Source organism: Nitrospiraceae bacterium, from assembly GCA_019637075.1.
GTDB lineage: Bacteria > Nitrospirota > Nitrospiria > Nitrospirales > Nitrospiraceae > JAHBWI01.
Genome location: JAHBWI010000009.1, coordinates 22311 through 39431, shown reverse-complemented (window position 1 = coordinate 39431; position 17121 = coordinate 22311). Strand labels below are relative to the sequence as shown.

Below are 17121 nucleotides of genomic sequence, written 5' to 3'. Positions count from 1 at the left end.
CACGGGGTGGCGGACACACGAATGCGGCACGAGGCTAACAAATGGCATTCGGGGAGTCAATGAAGGCAACTGCGTACAGTGAAAGGCGGACTAGGTCCGAATGGGCCCCTTGCGAGGCCGTTTCGCCTTCTGTTACAGAACAACATTGTCAATCCAGTATACGTACTCGCGCTGGACGGACTCATTTATTTCACTTAATCATCATTGAGGGGGTGCCGATGAAGCGTTCCTATCTGGGCCACAGAATCGTACTGATCGTATGTCTTGCGCTTGCGCCGCTTGCCTGGTCGACCGCGCGGGCGGAGGAGCCTCGCGGTGATGACGGCTCCAAAATCGTCATCACGAGCCCGGCGGAAGGGGCGGTCGTGAACGGCGAGAGTGTGGATCTCAAGTACGAATTGACCAAAGGCGGGAAGGCTCACCACGCGCACGTGTACTTGGACGGGCAATACCAGAAGGGCTTCAAGGGGACCTTTACGAATTTGCCGGCCGGCAGACACGAGATCAAGGTGGTGGCCGCCACCGATGACCACAAGGGCTTGGCGGCCGAATCCGCGGTCACCATCGAAGTGAAGTATTAGCGCCGTCGCAGGGTCTGCATGGCATCCGTCTCTCCGGATCGCCGGCTCTACGGAGTCAGCGGTCCGGAGCTTGGCGCACCGGGCGCGGTGGATGGCAACGCCGGCATCCCTTCCTGCGGGAGGAACCGGAAGTGCGTCACGGCGAACGACACGGTGCGACCCTCCTCGAAGCGGTGCCGCCGAAATTCTTCCTTATTCATCCGTGACCGAAGAATCAGCCCGTCGGACGTTTCAATTTCCAACCGGTAGGCGACTCCCAAGAAATAGATGTGGCGCAGCTTCGCTTGCAGGCGATAGTGCGCCGGGTCCTCCGCAACCTTGACATAGTACGGCCGGAATCCCACCCGCAGCGCGAGGCCGTCGGTGAAGCCGGGAGCGGGAAACTCCATGGCACCGACCTGCACCTGTTCTTTGCGGACGGTCCCTTCCAGAATATTCATTGAACCGATGAACCGCGCCACGAACTCCGTCGCGGGTTCCTCGTAGACCTCGGCGGGCGTACCGGCCTGTTCCAAATGCCCCTTCGAGAACACGATGATTCGCCCGGACACTTCCATCGCTTCTTCCTGATCATGGGTCACGAACAGGCTCGTCACGTTGAGGTCCGTGTGCAGGCGGATCAGCCATTCGCGCAATTCCTGACGGACTTTGGCATCCACGGCGCCGAACGGCTCGTCCAGCAATAAGACGCTGGGCTTGGGCGCCAGCGCCCGCGCGATCGCGACTCGTTGCCGTTGGCCTCCGGACAATTGGTGCGGATAGCGGCCGCCAAGCCCCTGCAGGCTCATAAGCGCCAGCAGGTCGTGCACGCGCCGTTCGATGTCTCCGCGGTTCCATTTTTTGATCTTGAGTCCGAAGGCGATGTTGTCGAAGACCGGCAGATGCTTGAAGAGGGCATAGTGCTGAAACACGAACCCGATATTGCGCTCCTGCACCGCGACATCGTTGACGCGTTTGCCGTCGATGAAAATGTCGCCCGAGGACGGCGTCTCCAATCCCGCGATCATGCGCAACACGGTCGTTTTGCCGCTGCCGCTGGGGCCGAGCAGGCCGAGCAATTCTCCTTCGCGGACGTCGAACGACACGTCTTCGACCGCGAGCGCGGCGCCGAACATTTTGGTCAGATTGCGGACTTCGATCTTCATCGCTATCGGGCTCCCGCTTCCGCCACGGCCCCTTCCGCCCTCGCCTTGGCAATCTCCAACAGCACCAGAATCAAGAATGAGACGGCCAAGAGTGTCAGGGCGACGGCATTCGCCGCAACGTAATTAAAGTCGACATAACTTTGATAGATGTGGAGGGTCGCGGTCTGCGTCAGCAGGAGGATGTTACCGGACACGACCAGGACTGCGCCGAACTCGCCGATGGCGCGGGCCACCGTCAGAGTGGCTCCATACACCAATCCCCACCGAAGCGCGGGGAGGGTCACTTTGACGAACACCTGCCATTCGCTGGCGCCGAGCGTGCGCGCAGCTTCCTCCTCTTCGGTGCCGATCGTCTGCAAGAGCGGCAACAGCTCCCGGACCATGAACGGGAACGTCACAAAGAGCGTGGCCAGAATCATCGCCGGAAGCGCGAACAAGACTTTGACTCCCGCCTCTCCGAACAGCGTACCCAGCAGCGTCTCGGGGCCGAACATAAGAATCAGCATAAAGCCGGCGATGACGGGCGACACCGCAAACGGAAGGTCGATGACTCCGCTGACCAAGGTGCGCCCCCAGAACTGCTGGCGCGCCAGCACGAGAGCCGTCGCAGTCCCGAAGACGAGGTTCACTACCAAAACGAGCAGGGTGATCTCGGTCGTCAGCCAGAACCCATGCAAGGCCTCGGGTCGCGTGACTTCCCGCCAGAAGGCCTCGAACCCCTCGCCGAAGCTTTGGCTCACGAGATAGAGCATCGGCCCCATCAAGAGCACGAGAAAGTACAGCCATGTCGTGCCGATCATCAGGCGACGCATGCCCCAAACCTTCTTACCTTCGCCGCGACCACTTGCCGCCTCACGAGGGCACCGTGGGTTGCGCCAGTTCCGATTGCAGGGACGACCGGTTGCCGAACGAACGCAGCCGACTTGGGAGCCGTTCGCCTGGCCGACGAGTCAGACGCTCCAGCAGCAGCAACGCCAGGAAGGAGAGCAACAGAATCAACACCGACACGGACGTGGCGGCTTGCGGGTTATAACTTTCGATTTCACCGTACACATAGACAGACGCAACCTGCGTCTTCATCGGAATGTTGCCCGCCACGATCACGATCGACCCGAACTCGCCGAGCGCCCGCACGAAGGTGAGAAAGACTCCGGTCAGGAGTCCCGGGAGCACCGACGGCACGGTGACTTTCCAAAACGTCGTCCAGGCGCCGGCCCCAAGCGTGAAGGCTGCCTCCTCCTGATCCCGATCGAGTCCCATCAGGACGGGCTGCAGCGAACGGATCGTAAAGGGCATGGTCACGAACAGCATGGCGAGGATGATCCCCGGCTTGTTGTACAAAACGGCCATGCCCCCCTGTTGCAGCCAGGTGCCGATCACGCTGTTGGGTCCATAGATCGCGGCGATCATCAGGCCGGCCACCAGAGTCGGAATCGCGAAGGGCAAATCGACCAACGCGTTGAGCAGCCACCGACCCGGAAATTCATACCGCACCAAGACGATGGCGGAGAGGGTTCCGAAGACCGCGTTGATGACCGTAGCCACTGCGGCGGTTTCAAGCGTCAGCCACAGCGCCGCTGTGGCCTGAGGTGTGGTGAGATCCTGGATGAACCGATCCAGCCCTGCCTCGATGGACTTTTGTGCCAGGGCTGCCAGCGGCAGGAAAATCAGCGCGAGCACATAGCCGACCGTGGCGGAGCGAAGGGCGAGGCTGACGAGTCCGTGGGGCGTCACGACGCAACCTCGTTCACCGGCGAGCCAAATCCTCGACGACCTTCGTCCAGACGCCGGTCGTGCCGAATAACTTGTTGCTGATCTGATCCCAGCCCCCGAGCTCGGACACGGTGAAGAGCCGCGCCGGTTGGGGGAAGGAGGTCGCTTGTTTCGCGTCGTTCCTGTCCAACGGGCGGAAACCTAACTCCAAGAAGGCAGCCTGAGCTTCCGGGCCATGGAGGAACGCCACGAAAGCCTCTGCCAGGTCCCGCACTTTGTGACGATCCGCATAGCGGTCTACGACCGCCGCCGGATTCTCGATCCAGACCGTTTCATTCGGAACGATGATTTCATAGGGCCGCTGGCTCTTCACGCGGGGCAGCAGTTCGTTTTCATAGGTGATGATCACGTCGCCCACGCCGCGCTCGAAGGTCGTCACCGATTCACGGCCGCTCTTGTCCATGACGCGCACGTTCTTTTGAATGCCTTTCAACAGATCCACGGCATGCGCATCGGCGGCACCGGGCGCCAGCGGTTTTCCCGCCGTGCGCTGTTCGGCAAGCTTCAACCCCGCGCCGTAGATCGCGATCACGTCCCACATCGCCCCGCCGGAGGTTTTCGGATTCGGGTAGAGCACCTCGACGCCGGGCTTCGCCAAGTCTTCCCACCCCTTCACGCCCTTGGGATTGCCTTTCCGCACGCCCAGCGCCACGACCGACGCGGAGATCATGCCGCCGTGCAGGCCCTTTCTCCAATCGTGCGTAATCAGTCCGCCCTTGGCGATTTGATCCACGTCGCCTTCGAGCGACAGCACCGCGACGTCGGCATCGAAGCCGCCGAGGATTGCGCGAGCCTGTGCACCCGAGGCGCCGTAGGAGCTGCGCACCTTGATATCCTGTCCGGTCTTCTGTTTCCACGACCGTTGAAACGCGGGGATGATCAACCGTTCGTAAGCTTCCTTCGGCACGCTGTAGGCGGCCAAGATCAGCTCCCTCGTCTCGGCCGCGTCCGCGCTGCGATCAGAGAGCGACAGCGAGAAGAGGGCAAGGAGCAAAACCGAGCAGGCGGTGAGGCTACGTCCGATCTGTGCGCGCATGCGGTCTCTCCTTCTTTCCGTTAGGATGAGCAAACTGGCTCAACGTGTAATGATCGAGAATATCGGCAATCGCGTCTCGCACTTCGCCCATCGCATGTTGCAGGGGACAGAAGTCTTTCTGGGAGTAGGGGCAGTCGGCACATTTCTGATACGCGGTCTTGCTGACACAGGCGATGGGGGCCAACGGCCCGTCGAGGATGCGAATGACCTGTCCCAGAGTAATTTCATCCGGCGGCTTGATGAGCTGATAGCCTCCCCTGAGGCCGCGACGGCTTGCCAACAGACCCGCTCGCTTGAGCGCCAGGAGAATCTGTTCCAGGAATTCGACAGGGATGTTTTGCCGTTCGGCGATCTCCTGTCGCTGCAGGACACGTCCACCATAGGTGTCATACAGTTCCAGCAACGCGCGAAGCCCGTATTCGCTCTTTTTGGAAAATTTCATGCGGTGATGTTCGCGGACACCGGTTCTCTAGTGAGTTAATCAACAATGCGGACAATACTCCAATTTTGCGGTTCGGTTCAAGGCAAGAACGCACCGTTCAACCGCCATATCGGGCTCGTATAGACAGACCGACGTTGCAGGATCGCTCGTGCAAGCCCTTGAAATCGGACGGCCACTTTCTTGACACCCCGTGAGGATTCTTGCTAGCTTCAGCCCTGCCGATGCACGGCACGGCCTGACGCCTTCCACGACATGGACACTCGGTGACCTTCCAAGACCTCATCCTCACACTCAACCGATTCTGGGCAGACCGCGGCTGTGTCATTCACCAGCCCTATGACCTTGAGATGGGGGCCGGGACCTTTCACCCCGCCACCTTCTTGCGCTCGCTGGGTCCGGAACCCTGGCGTTCCGCCTATCCGCAGGCCTGCCGCAGGCCGACCGACGGACGGTACGGCGAAAATCCGAACCGCATGCAGCATTACTATCAGTACCAAGTCGTGCTGAAGCCGGCTCCGGCGGATATTCAACAGCTCTATCTCGACAGCTTGAAAGAATTGGGTATCGATCCCAAGCGGCACGATATCCGTTTCGTGCAGGACGACTGGGAGTCTCCGACGCTCGGCGCCTGGGGCCTGGGCTGGGAAGTCCGGCTCGACGGGATGGAAATCACTCAGTTCACGTACTTCCAGGAAATCGGCGGCATACCGCTCAACCCGATCACCGGCGAAATCACCTATGGCACCGAACGCATCGCCATGTACCTCCAACAGGTCGACAACGTCTTCGACCTGACCTGGACGAACGGGGTGACCTATGGCGACGTGCACCACCGGACGGAGGTAGAGTTTTCGCGCTACAACTTCGAGGAAGGCGACGTGGCCATGCTGATGGCGACGTTTCAATCCTTTGAGGCGGAATGCAAGCGGCTGCTGGATAAACAACTCACGCTGCCGGCCTACGACTACTGCATCAAGACCTCTCACATGTTCAACTTGCTGGATGCCCGGGGCGCCATCAGCGTGACCGAGCGCACCGCGTATATCGCCCGCGTCCGGGCCCTCGCGCGCCGTTGCGCCGAAGGTTACCTGGCCGATCGTGAAGCGATGGGACATCCGCTGATCAAGACACCCGGCGCCGCGAAATCTTCGGCCCGGTCGACCTCTCGGCGCTAACCGGAAATCAATTCACCATGGCACGGAAGCCGACAGCCCGTAGATCCGCACCGCCACGCAAGACTGCCGCCACCACGGAACTGCTGCTCGAGATCGGAACGGAGGAGTTGCCCTACCAGTTCGTCGCGCCGGCGCTGAACGCGCTGCAGCAATCGGCGGAAGCCATGCTGATCGACCATCGCCTGTCCTACGGTACGGCTCGCGCCCTCGGCACTCCTCGGCGTCTGGCCCTGCTCATTGACGGCCTCGCGACACAACAGGCCTCGGCAGTGAAGGAAGCCATGGGCCCCTCGAAAGCCGTCGCCTTCGGCCCGGACGGACAGCCGACCAAAGCTGCGATCGGGTTTGCGACAGGCCAGGGCGTGGCAGTGCAGGACCTGCAGATTCGGGCGACTCCGAAAGGAGAATATGTTTTCGCCGTCAAACAGGAAAGGGGACAGGCCGTCGCCACGGTACTGACCCAGCTCGTGCCGGCGCTGCTGGCCAAATTGTCGTTCCCGAAGGCCATGCATTGGAATGAGACCGGACTGCGTTTCGCACGGCCGATCCGTTGGCTCGTCGTCCTGTGCGGAGGCAAGATCCTTCCGATCACGTTCGCCTCGATCAAAGCCGGCAATCAAACGTACGGCCATCGCATCATGAGTCCCGCCGCCGCCAAGGGGCGCGGGTTCTCCGTGACCTCGATTGCGCAATACCTTAAGGACACGGAACGGCACGGCGTCATCGTCGATCAAGCACGACGGCGGGAGATGATCCTGGCGCAGCTTGCGGCCCTGGCGAAATCAGGCCGAGGGAGCCTGCATCACGACGAGGAGTTGATCGAGCAGGCGGTCTACATGGTCGAGTATCCGCATTCGATTCTCGGATCCTTCAAACCGCACTACCTGTCGCTGCCCAAAGAAATCCTGATGACCTCCATGAAGGAACATCAGGGATTCTTTGCCTTGATCGACCAGAAGGGCGGGCTCTTGCCGAACTTCCTGGCCGTCACCAACATGAAGCTGTCCAACATGCAACTTATCCGAGAGGGGAACGAGCGGGTGCTGGCTGCAAGACTCGCCGATGCGCGCTTCTTTTTCGATGAAGACCGCAAACAGCCGCTGTCCGCCCGGGTGGACAAACAACAGGCCGTCACGTTCCAGCAAAAGTTGGGCAGCTTACGGCAAAAAACCACGCGCGTGGTAGCCCTGGCCGCTGCCATCGCAGAAAGCCTCGGCGGTGGAGCGTTGGTCGAGGATGCGCACCGGGCGGCGGAACTCTGCAAGACCGACCTCCTCACCGGAATCGTCGGGGAGTTTCCGACGTTGCAGGGTATTATGGGCGGAGAATATGCCGCGCACGATGGCGAGCGACCTGCCGTCAGCCAAGCGATCCGCGAGCAATATATGCCCCGCGCGATGGAAGGGGATCTGCCGGAATCACTGGCCGGAAAGGTCTTATCGTTAGCCGATCGCTTCGATACGGTGACGGCCTTCTTCTACGTGGGCCTGGTACCCAGCGGCTCAGAGGATCCCTTTGCTCTCCGCCGTCACGCCACCGCAATCGTGCGGATCCTGATCGAAAGCAAGCTCAGGCTGGACCTGGCTCAGGTGATTGGCCTGGCCCAAGAGCAATTGGCGAAGCAATCGGTCGCGCCCGCCGCCTCCGGCGGGAAGGGTGGGGCGCCTGACACGGTGGGCTTCCTGTTCGAGCGTGTCCGGTATTACGGCAAGAGCGCCCAACAGTTACGGGACGACGTGATGGAGGCGGTGCTCCGTTCGGCGGACCGGCAACGGATCGATCTCGTGGATCTGTTCGAAAAGATGTCGGCCCTGCAGGCGATCACGACCAGGGCGGAATTCGATCCATTGATCGTCGGGTTCAAGCGGGCGCATCGCCTGACGGAAAAGGAACAATGGGACCGCCGGCCCGTGGACCATACGAAGTTTCAACAGGCGGCCGAGTCCGCGCTGGCGCAAGCCCTGGGGCAGGGCACCGAGCAGTTCCGTTCGTCCATGGACCGCGGAGACTACGCCGGCGCGCTCGATGCGCTCGTTCGCCTGAAAGCCCCCATCGACGACTTCTTCAACGCCGTGATGGTAAACACCGACGATCCGGCTGTGCGGAGTAACCGGCTCTCCCTGCTCAAGGCCGTGGACGATTTGTTCATGTCATTCGCTGATTTCTCCCAGATTATGGTACAAGGGACATAGCGAATGGAGGGCCTGTGGACCGCACTCCCACGACCATTCTCGAATCGGCGGCAGCCGACGAGGCCGCCGAGCTAAGGAACAAGAAAATTCGGCGGTTCGCCTCCGCGGTCAGCATCATGCTGATGGTGGTCTGCAACGCCGTCTTCCTGTTCGGTATTTGGGTTACCGGTGTCAACTTCGAACGACTGGTCCGTACCCCGGATATCTATGACTCCGCACACGACATCTGCCTGCGCCTGGCTTACCGCAACATCCCTGGCGCCCAAAACCCGGTGCAATTCTGTTCGGAGTGGATCAACCTCTCCGACTCCACCGGCAAGACCCATACATTCGAAAAAGACGCGCAGATCAAGCAAGGAGCCGACGGTAGGTTTTATTTCGACTACGGGCCGTTCGTGGACTACCGGTTGTTCGCGGTTGTCGCGTTCGTCGCGGCCATCATCTTGAGCGGCATGCGCGTGACCAGCCACGTCGTTAACCGCTATCGCATGCGACTGGAAGCCGCCGCCCGCCATTCGGTTCCGACTCATTGACCTCATAGCAGAAGGAGAGCGTCGCGTGGCCAAGAAATACGTCTATTACTTTGGAGATGGAAAAGCCGAAGGCACCGGCAACATGAAAGAGCTGCTCGGCGGCAAGGGCGCAGGACTGGCCGAGATGACGAATCTCAAGGTCTCGGTGCCGCCGGGGTTTACGATTTCGACGGAGGCCTGCGTGGAGTACTACAACCGCGGCAAGGCCTATCCGCCCGCCATGATGGACCAAGCTCTCCAGGCCCTCAAGCGCATCGAACGTTCCATGAACGCAGGCTTCGGCGATCCGAAGAATCCCCTGCTCGTCTCCGTGCGATCCGGCGCCCGCGCCTCCATGCCCGGCATGATGGACACGGTCCTCAACGTCGGCTTGACCACCAAGACCGTCGAGGGGTTGGCCGCCAAGACCCGCAACGAGCGTTTTGCTCAGGACAGCTATCGCCGCTTCATCGGCATGTTCGGTAGCATCGTCATGGGTGTGAGCCGCGAGCACTTCGAAGACATCCTCAAGCACAAGAAACAGGATCTCGGAGTCACGCAGGACACCCATCTCGACGCCAAGGCGCTGAGGGAACTCGTCGTCAGCTTCAAGGAACTGGTGAAGGAAGAAACCAAGCGGGATTTCCCCGATGATCCCCTCGATCAGCTCCGCATGGCGATCAACGCGGTGTTCTCCTCCTGGTACGGAGCCCGCGCGGTCACCTACCGACGGCTCTACAGCATCCCGGATTCCTGGGGCACGGCGGTCAACGTCGTGGCGATGGTATTCGGCAATATGGGCGAGACCAGCGGCACCGGCGTGGCGTTCACTCGCGATCCGGCCTCCGGTCAGAGGAAATTGTTCGGCGAATGTCTGATGAACGCGCAGGGCGAAGACGTCGTGGCCGGCATCCGCACGCCGCTGCCCGTGGCGCAATTGGAGAAGTTCGTCCCGCAAGCCTACAAGGAATTCGAAAACACCTATAAGCGCTTGGAGCGTCACTACCGCGACATGCTCGACCTGGAGTTCACCATCCAGGAAGGCAAGCTGTACATGCTGCAGACGCGGGTAGGCAAACGCACCGGCATCGCGGCCGTCCGCATCGCCGTCGACATGGTTAAGGAAGGCGTCATCAGCAAGAAGGAAGCGATCCAACGCATCGGACCGGATCAGTTGGCGCAATACCTTTATCCGATTTTCGACAGCAAACACGAATCGCAATGCACGGCGCTCGGCAAGGGCCTCCCGGCGGGACCCGGAGCCGCGGCCGGCAAAATCGCCTTGACGCCCGATCGCGCGGTCGAGATGAAGGCAGGCGGTGCGCGGGTGGTGCTGGTTCGGCAGGAAACCAGTCCGGACGACATCCACGGCATGAACGCGGCGCTCGGATTCCTGACGGCCCGCGGCGGCATGACGTCCCACGCGGCGGTGGTCGCCAGGCAAATGGGCAAGGTGTGCGTGGCGGGCTGCGATGCCGTCGAAGTGCTGGATGCCCAGACCGTCCGTATCGGCACCCAGACCTTCCGTGAAGGCGACTACCTTTCGATCAACGGGTCCACCGGCAACGTCTACGGCGGGGACATTCCCGTCGTCGAATCGGAAGTGATCCAGGTACTGCAGGGGAAGCTCGATGCATCCAAGTCGGAGAAGTACCAACTGTTTGAAACCGTCCTGAAGTGGGCCGACGACGTGCGCCACCTCAAGGTGCGGGCCAACGCGGATGTCCCGGACCAGGCACGGATTGCGCGCGGCTTCGGCGCCGAGGGCATCGGTCTCTGCCGTACCGAGCACATGTTCTTCGCGGAAGACCGTATCCCGATCATGCAGAAGATGATTCTGGCCAAGCAGCGGGAAGAGCGGGAAAAGTATCTCGACCAGCTCCTGCCGCTCCAGAAGCAGGACTTCATGGGGCTCTACCGCGAGATGAAAGGGTACCCCGTCACGATCCGGCTGCTCGATCCGCCGCTCCACGAATTCCTGCCGAAGCGGGAAGATTTGATGGTCGAGATCGCCCAGCTCGAACTGACCGGCGGCGAGTCGTCGGTACTCGAAGAAAAGAAGCGGCTCTTGGCCCGCGTCGAAGAATTGCACGAGTTCAATCCGATGCTCGGCCTACGCGGCTGCCGCTTGGGCATTACGATGCCGGAGATCACCCGCATGCAGGCGCGCGCCATCATCGAAGCGGCCTGCGAGTTGGCGAAGGAAGGCAAGAAGATCGTTCCCGAAATCATGATCCCGCTCGTCGGGATGGTATCGGAAATGAAGGCGCAGAAGGACTTGGTTCGCGAGGTGGCGGCCGAGACCATGAAGCGCTACAACACGAAGCTCTCGTACCTCGTCGGCACCATGATCGAGTTGCCGCGCGCTGCCGTGACCGCGGACCGCATCGCCGAGGAAGCGGAGTTTTTCTCGTTCGGCACGAACGATTTGACACAGACGACGTTCGGCTTCAGCCGCGACGACGCCGCCAAGTTCGTCGATTACTATAAGACGGTCAATATCCTCGAAACCGACCCGTTCGCAGTCCTGGACCGGGAAGGCGTCGGGTCGTTGATGCGGACGGCGATTGCGGCGGGCCGGAAAACGCGCAACGACATCAAGCTCGGCATTTGCGGAGAACACGGCGGCGATCCCAGCTCGGTCGAGTTCTGCCATCAGCTCGGCCTCGACTATGTGAGCTGTTCCCCCTATCGTGTAGCCATCGCCCGATTAGCCGCAGCGCAAGCCGCCATTGCGGAGGAAGACATGAAGAAAGCGAGCCCGGCGAAGAAGACTGCGAAAGCCAAGAAGGCCGCGAAACCGAAGAAAGCCGCGAAGGCGGCCAAACCCGCGGCCCGCACCAAGTCCAGGACAAAGCGTACGAAACGGTGAGTCAGTCACCGGCCGACCGGCGTTATATGACCCTGGCCCTTCGTCTTGCTGAGAGGGGCCGGGGCTCAACTAGCCCAAACCCGATGGTCGGGGCGGTGGTCGTCAACCGAGGCCGAATCGTCGGCCAAGGGGCTCACCGAAAAGTCGGCGGTCCCCATGCGGAAGTCATCGCCCTGAGCCAAGCCGGATCCCGCGCCAAGGGCGGCACCCTCTACGTCACCCTCGAACCCTGCAGCCACCTCAAAAAGCGCACGCCTCCCTGTGTGCCCCTCGTCGTCAAGTCCGGCGTACGCCGCATCGTCATTGCCATGGTCGATCCCAATCCCAAAGTGAAGGGGAGGGGGATCGCCCAATTGAAACGGGCGGGGCTCTCGGTGGAAGTCGGCTGCGGCCAGGCCGAGGCCGGACAACTCAACGAAACCTACATCCATTGGGTGCGAACCGGCCGGCCCTTTACCACCCTAAAAGCCGGAATGACGCTCGACGGGAAAATTGCGACGGCTGCCGGAGAGTCTCGCTGGATCACCGGCGACGAGGCGAGAGGCCATGCCCATCGACTTCGAGCCGAAGTCGACGCGATCCTCGTCGGGATCGGCACGGTTCTACACGACGATCCCTCGTTGACGGCGAGACCTCCTGTCTCCGACGCGCCGCGCGCATTGCGGCAGCCTCTTCGAATTGTCGTCGACAGCAGATTGCGGATTCCGCTTGGCGCGAAAGTCCTCCAGAGACAGGCGGAATCCCATACGCTGGTCGCAACCACCTCCGCCTCGTCGACGCGAAAACGTGATCGGCTTCGACGGCAAGGGATCGACGTCCTCATCCTGCCCACGCGCAAGAGACGGGTGGACTTGGCCGCCCTCTGGACCAGACTCGGACAACTCGGCATTACTCATCTGCTGATCGAAGGCGGCGGCGACATCAACGCCGCCGTCCTGCGAGCCGGACTCGCACAGCGCATTCACTTCTATGTCGCGCCGCTCCTCCTCGGCGGCCGGGACGCCACAGGCGTCCTCGGTGGCACATCGCCGGCCCATCTCGCACAGGCTCTCTCCGTTCAGAATCTCCGCACGGCGCCGCTGGGTCGTGATATTCTGATCACAGCCGATCTTTCCACCCACTGACAACCCGGTAGGAGACTCTATGGTGGACTTGCATCCCGCCGTCATGCGGGTAGTGGCATGCTGCTGGTGCCTCGTCATGTCGTGCGCTCTTTTCTCACACGCCGCGGAGTTCTCCCCAACGCAGGATTTGGCGGCGGCGGTGTGGCAATACCTCTACAACGAAAACGGCGAACAGGCTCGCACTGAACTCACGGCACTGCTCCAACGGCCCGATGCCACCGTCGACGCCGTGCAGCAGATCCTGCGCCGGGGTCCTGCCTATGCGGTACAGCCGGGCGGCAGCTTTCCCGATCAACAGCTCACGGTGCGCGGCCAACGATTCCAATACAGCCTGTACGTCCCGCAGAGCTACCAGCCGTCGAATAGCTACCCGCTCATCCTCTGCCTCCACGGCGCAGGGTTCACCGGCGAAGCATATCTCGAGCGATGGCAACCGAGGCTCGGCGAGCGCTATATCCTGGCCTGTCCAACCTATCCGGCCGGAGCCTGGTTTACACGGAAGGCGGAAGATCTGGTCCTCGCGGTAATCGATACGGTCCGCCAGCGTTACCACATCGACTCCGACCGCATCTTCCTCAGCGGCATGTCGAACGGTGGAATTGGAACCTGGCTGATCGGCATGCACCATGCGCCGCTGTTCGCAGGACTCGCACCGATGGCCAGCGGCATCGATGATGTCGTCTTTCCCTTTCTCGAGAACCTCCGTTCGACACCGACCTATATCATCCATGGAAAACATGACCAGGTCATGCCGGTCGACCTGAGCCGGAAGCTCGCGGCGGAATTGAAAAACCTGAATTACCCCTTCGTGTACCGCGAACATGATCGCACACACCCCATGGCCGGAGGCCATTTCTTTCCCCGAGAGGAACTGCCTGATCTGGTCGGTTGGTTCGATGGTCAGCGCCGAGTCGCAACCCCTAAAGCCGTGACCGTCGTGCGCGAGGCCAGCCGTTTGCTGCCGTTCAGCTGGGTGCGTATCGACGCGACCGACGAGATCGCGTCGTTCTCCGAGGACCTGGTGGACAAACGCGATGACGCCATTCGCCGCCGCATCTACGCTCGCCTGACGGCACAGGTCACGGAGGCGAACCGGATTGAAGTCCGTACGGACCATGTCCGCCAATTCACCCTGTTCCTCAATCAGGATCTGATCGACTTTTCCAAACCCGTCATCGTCGTGGCAAACGGTCATACCACTGATTTCGGAATCGTCACGCCGTCCGTTGAGACCTTATTGAAACAGGCCAGGATACGGCACGATCCGGGGCAACTATTCGCAGCGCAGCTGTCGCTCTCGGTTCCCGCACCAACACCATGACCCGTGGCTCCTATCACGCCGCCGCCATACGAACCAGCTGCCTTGCCGCCGGACTCTGGCTGGCGACGGCGGGAGAGCCGTCCATGGCGGAGGAGACCGCGTGCCGGCTGCCGTCGCTTCACGCCGGGGTGACCTTCTATCTGCCCGATCTCGATCCCTCCCATGCCTGCCTGCTCCTCCCCATCGTGGAAAACTACAGCACGGCGAACAAGATCGGCCCGCTGCGCACGCCGCTTCCACAATTTCTGTACGACTACTTGCTGGACCATCCGGTCATGGCAGCAGCCCTGGTCAACCGTCTGGATTTGGGTCTGCACAAGGCCGCGCGAGTCGATGGTGATCGCTATTGGGCCAGCGACGGGGAGGGCACTGAAGGCACCCTCCAGCTTCTTCACCGGGATCCCGTCACCCGTGTCTATTACGTCGAAGGACGGCATGATGGCACGTTTCTCCCTGCCGTCACGGGAAAGGCTCTCGTCCTGCTTCGAATGAAACCGGTGAAGAGCACCGATGGACGTGAAGAGATGGAAACCCTCATGATCGCGTATACGAAGTTGGACAACCGGCTGCTGTCGGGCCTCCTGTCCCTCGTGCGTCCCCTGGCGGGCAAGGTGATCACGAGACAAATCCTCAAGGGATTCGCCGCGGCCCAGCGGCTCGGCGAAGCGATCCGGCAGGACCCGCAACGAGTCTGGTTCGAAGCCACCGATCCTCCGCCGTTGGAGGAGCAAGACGTCGCCTTCTTGAAAAGCGCGCTCGCAAACCTGCACAATCCGGCCCAGGTATCCGAACCTATGGCCGCACCTCGATGACAGCCTCCCGCAGCTTCTTCTTCCTCTGCACGCTCGGCGTGTTTTGTTTTATCAGCTACAACCTCGTTCGTATGCCGGTGCTTTCGCTGTTCGCCGAGTCGCTCGGCGCAGGCCCCGAGCGAATCGGCCTCATCGTCTCCGTCTCCACGATCACCGGAGTTCTACTGAAACTACCGTCCGGCGCGCTCTCCGACATTTACGGCCGGAAAGTGCTGTTGCGTGTCGGCGTCCTGGCCTTCGGGTTGCCGCCGTTTGCCTATCCTTTCGTCACGGACCTCGACGTTCTGACGGGACTGCGATTTTTCCACGGATTGGCGACGGCGATTTTTGCGCCGAGCGCCCTCGCCACCGTCGCGGATCTGTACCGGGAACGACGCGGTGCGGCGATGGGAACGTATACGGCCTGCACCCAGTCCGGCTCGCTGCTGGGGCCGTTTCTCGGGGGATGGCTGGCGCATGAAGCCGGGTTTTCCGCCGCATTCGTCACCGCCGGCATCTTCGGGTGCATCGCAATCCTGATCTTCTTCAGCCTGCATCTGGACGAGCCTCCCCCGCGCGTGCGGGAACGAGGATTTCGGCCGGTCCTGACCGAGATGGCCAAGGGCTTCTCAGCCGTCGCCCGGAACCATCGCGTCTTGATCACGAGTTCCACCGACGCGGCCAAGATGATCGCCAACGGCGCGCTCATGGCCTTTCTGCCCCTCTATGGACTGTCGGTCGGCCTGAATGCCGGCGAGGTCGGCCTGCTGTTCAGTATCCAGGCCGTTACGTCATTCTTTTCAAAACCCATCATGGGCCGCATCTCCGACCGAGTCGGCCGACAGCCGCTGATTCTGATCGGCCTGCTCATCTGCGCCGCCACCTTCGTGAGCATGCCGCACATGAGCCGCTTCGGCCTGATGCTGTTCCTCTCGGCTGGGTTTGGGTTCGGGGAAGCCGTCGTCTCCTCATCCTCTGCCGCGCTGGTGGCGGACAGTTCCGAATTCAAACGGCTGGGAGCGGGGATGGGGATGCAGGGCACGATTATGGATATCGGACACGCGAGCGGCCCCCTGCTGGCGGGAATCCTGATAGCCCGCCTGAGCTACCAGGAAGCCTTTGTCGCCATCGCGGGGATTCAGCTGCTGGCGGCCGTCTCCTTCTGGGCCACGATGAGGAACAGGGCCCGATAGTGCTATAATGCCGCCGCGTTCGAGCTGATCAGGACAGAGTTATGAATGGGACGTACGAAGCCTCAGACATTATCATCGGCGTACTGGCGAGCATCGGCGTGGTGGGGCTCATGTACGTCTTCGTGTGGGTGTACCGCCAAGTCTTTCCAAAGGAAGAATAGCGCGATGGATACCGAGTTTCTGGAAAACGTGCAGAAAACGATCGCCGCGGTGGGAGCGATGGGCTTGATCGCCTTTTGCGTATACCTGGTTAAAACCAGGAACCGGGCCTAACCATGTTTAGCGGCATCGTTGAAGAAATGGGGGTTGTCGCCAACCTGACCAAGGGGTTGGGTGGGACCCGTTTGACCATCATGGCCTCGACGGTGCTGGAAGATATGACCATCGGCGCCAGCGTCAGCGTGAACGGCACCTGCCTCACGGTCGTCACAAAGAGCGAGAAGGATTTCTCCGTCGACGTCTCGCCCGAAACGCTTCAGGTGACGACGCTCGGCACACTCACCGCTGGATCTCCCGTCAACCTCGAACGCGCGATGAAATTGAACGAACGGATCGGTGGCCACTTGGTATCGGGCCACGTCGACGGCGTGGGCGCGATCCGCAACCGCCATCAAGACGGCAACGCCGTGATTTTAGAGTTCGAGGCGCAGCCGGAGCTCTTGCGCTACTGCGTGCCGAAGGGATCGATCACGGTGGACGGCATCAGCCTGACGATCAACGAGATCGGGGAACGGACCTTCACGGTCTGCATCATCCCGCACACGGCCAAGGTCACCACGCTTGGCCTCAAGCAAGTAGGGGATCAGGTGAATCTCGAACCGGATCTCATCGGCAAGTTCGTCGAGCGGCTCCTGCAAGAACGCGGCATCCTGCCGTCCAAACCGGCCCCTACCATCGATCGCGATTACCTGCGCAAGCGCGGCCTGCTGTCGTAGGCGTGTCCGCTCCCTGCTAAACAGTTTTT

The 17121-nt window shown here is 61.3% G+C and carries 15 protein-coding genes; 10 read left to right on the top strand and 5 right to left on the bottom strand.

Going from position 1 to position 17121, the window contains the following annotated elements; all coding sequences use genetic code 11:
- Positions 1–218 precede the first annotated feature (218 nt).
- On the top strand, positions 219–581 hold the full coding sequence (locus KF814_17980) for a hypothetical protein (GenBank protein MBX3238039.1): 363 nt from the start codon (positions 219–221) through the stop codon (positions 579–581).
- Positions 582–628: 47 nt separating this feature from the next.
- On the opposite strand, the gene KF814_17975 is transcribed toward KF814_17980, so the two are convergent.
- The 5 genes from KF814_17975 to KF814_17955 are packed head-to-tail and all read right to left on the bottom strand — an operon-like array spanning position 629 to position 4977.
- Positions 629–1726: an ABC transporter ATP-binding protein gene (locus KF814_17975; GenBank protein MBX3238038.1), complete on the bottom strand. Its 1098-nt coding sequence runs from the start codon at positions 1724–1726 to the stop codon at positions 629–631.
- A gap of 2 nt (positions 1727–1728) precedes the next feature.
- A complete protein-coding gene (locus tag KF814_17970) occupies positions 1729–2538 on the bottom strand; it encodes a sulfate ABC transporter permease subunit (protein MBX3238037.1) in 810 nt (269 codons plus the stop codon).
- Positions 2539–2578: 40 nt separating this feature from the next.
- The gene (cysT, locus tag KF814_17965; GenBank protein MBX3238036.1) at positions 2579–3460 is read right to left on the bottom strand and encodes a sulfate ABC transporter permease subunit CysT; all 882 of its coding nucleotides are present in this window, start codon (positions 3458–3460) and stop codon (positions 2579–2581) included.
- Between the two features lie 13 nt (positions 3461–3473).
- Positions 3474–4535 carry a sulfate ABC transporter substrate-binding protein gene (locus KF814_17960; protein ID MBX3238035.1) on the bottom strand — a complete coding sequence of 354 codons (1062 nt, stop codon included), beginning with the start codon at positions 4533–4535 and terminating at the stop codon, positions 3474–3476.
- Positions 4513–4977 (bottom strand): Rrf2 family transcriptional regulator, encoded by a 465-nt coding sequence (locus KF814_17955; GenBank protein ID MBX3238034.1) that lies wholly within the window; start codon positions 4975–4977, stop codon positions 4513–4515. Before KF814_17955 ends, KF814_17960 begins: the two co-directional genes overlap by 23 nt.
- 263 nt (positions 4978–5240) lie before the next feature.
- Here KF814_17955 and KF814_17950 point away from each other — a divergent pair, with 263 nt between their 5' ends.
- The 9 genes from KF814_17950 to KF814_17910 all read left to right on the top strand — a co-directional run bounded on the left by KF814_17950 (position 5241) and on the right by KF814_17910 (position 17092).
- A complete protein-coding gene (locus KF814_17950; protein MBX3238033.1) occupies positions 5241–6152 on the top strand; it encodes a glycine--tRNA ligase subunit alpha in 912 nt (303 codons plus the stop codon).
- 17 nt (positions 6153–6169) lie between these two features.
- On the top strand, positions 6170–8344 hold the full coding sequence (glyS, locus tag KF814_17945) for a glycine--tRNA ligase subunit beta (GenBank protein MBX3238032.1): 2175 nt from the start codon (positions 6170–6172) through the stop codon (positions 8342–8344).
- 14 nt (positions 8345–8358) lie between these two features.
- Positions 8359–8877 (top strand): hypothetical protein, encoded by a 519-nt coding sequence (locus tag KF814_17940; GenBank protein ID MBX3238031.1) that lies wholly within the window; start codon positions 8359–8361, stop codon positions 8875–8877.
- A 25-nt stretch (positions 8878–8902) separates the two neighbouring features.
- Positions 8903–11728: a pyruvate, phosphate dikinase gene (gene ppdK, locus KF814_17935; GenBank protein ID MBX3238030.1), complete on the top strand. Its 2826-nt coding sequence runs from the start codon at positions 8903–8905 to the stop codon at positions 11726–11728.
- 26 nt (positions 11729–11754) lie between these two features.
- Complete coding sequence (gene ribD / locus KF814_17930; GenBank protein MBX3238029.1) at positions 11755–12852, top strand: bifunctional diaminohydroxyphosphoribosylaminopyrimidine deaminase/5-amino-6-(5-phosphoribosylamino)uracil reductase RibD; 1098 nt, start codon at positions 11755–11757, stop codon at positions 12850–12852.
- Between the two features lie 19 nt (positions 12853–12871).
- On the top strand, positions 12872–14173 hold the full coding sequence (locus KF814_17925) for a hypothetical protein (GenBank protein MBX3238028.1): 1302 nt from the start codon (positions 12872–12874) through the stop codon (positions 14171–14173).
- 83 nt (positions 14174–14256) lie between these two features.
- Positions 14257–14985 (top strand): hypothetical protein, encoded by a 729-nt coding sequence (locus KF814_17920; GenBank protein ID MBX3238027.1) that lies wholly within the window; start codon positions 14257–14259, stop codon positions 14983–14985.
- Positions 14982–16157, top strand: coding sequence for an MFS transporter (locus KF814_17915; GenBank protein MBX3238026.1), 1176 nt, complete (start codon positions 14982–14984; stop codon positions 16155–16157). Before KF814_17920 ends, KF814_17915 begins: the two co-directional genes overlap by 4 nt.
- 275 nt (positions 16158–16432) lie before the next feature.
- Positions 16433–17092: a riboflavin synthase gene (locus KF814_17910; GenBank protein MBX3238025.1), complete on the top strand. Its 660-nt coding sequence runs from the start codon at positions 16433–16435 to the stop codon at positions 17090–17092.
- Positions 17093–17121: the final 29 nt, after the last annotated feature.

Bases quoted from the DNA above. Each gene is read 5' to 3' on its own strand.
- KF814_17980 (MBX3238039.1), top strand. From the start codon at position 219: ATGAAGCGTTCCTATCTGGGCCACAGAATCGTACTGATCGTATGTCTT.
- KF814_17975 (MBX3238038.1), bottom strand. From the start codon at position 1,726: ATGAAGATCGAAGTCCGCAATCTGACCAAAATGTTCGGCGCCGCGCTC.
- KF814_17970 (MBX3238037.1), bottom strand. From the start codon at position 2,538: ATGCGTCGCCTGATGATCGGCACGACATGGCTGTACTTTCTCGTGCTC.
- KF814_17960 (MBX3238035.1), bottom strand. From the start codon at position 4,535: ATGCGCGCACAGATCGGACGTAGCCTCACCGCCTGCTCGGTTTTGCTC.
- KF814_17955 (MBX3238034.1), bottom strand. From the start codon at position 4,977: ATGAAATTTTCCAAAAAGAGCGAATACGGGCTTCGCGCGTTGCTGGAA.
- glyS (MBX3238032.1), top strand. From the start codon at position 6,170: ATGGCACGGAAGCCGACAGCCCGTAGATCCGCACCGCCACGCAAGACT.
- ribD (MBX3238029.1), top strand. From the start codon at position 11,755: ATGACCCTGGCCCTTCGTCTTGCTGAGAGGGGCCGGGGCTCAACTAGC.
- KF814_17925 (MBX3238028.1), top strand. From the start codon at position 12,872: ATGGTGGACTTGCATCCCGCCGTCATGCGGGTAGTGGCATGCTGCTGG.
- KF814_17920 (MBX3238027.1), top strand. From the start codon at position 14,257: ATGGCGGAGGAGACCGCGTGCCGGCTGCCGTCGCTTCACGCCGGGGTG.
- KF814_17915 (MBX3238026.1), top strand. From the start codon at position 14,982: ATGACAGCCTCCCGCAGCTTCTTCTTCCTCTGCACGCTCGGCGTGTTT.
- KF814_17910 (MBX3238025.1), top strand. From the start codon at position 16,433: ATGTTTAGCGGCATCGTTGAAGAAATGGGGGTTGTCGCCAACCTGACC.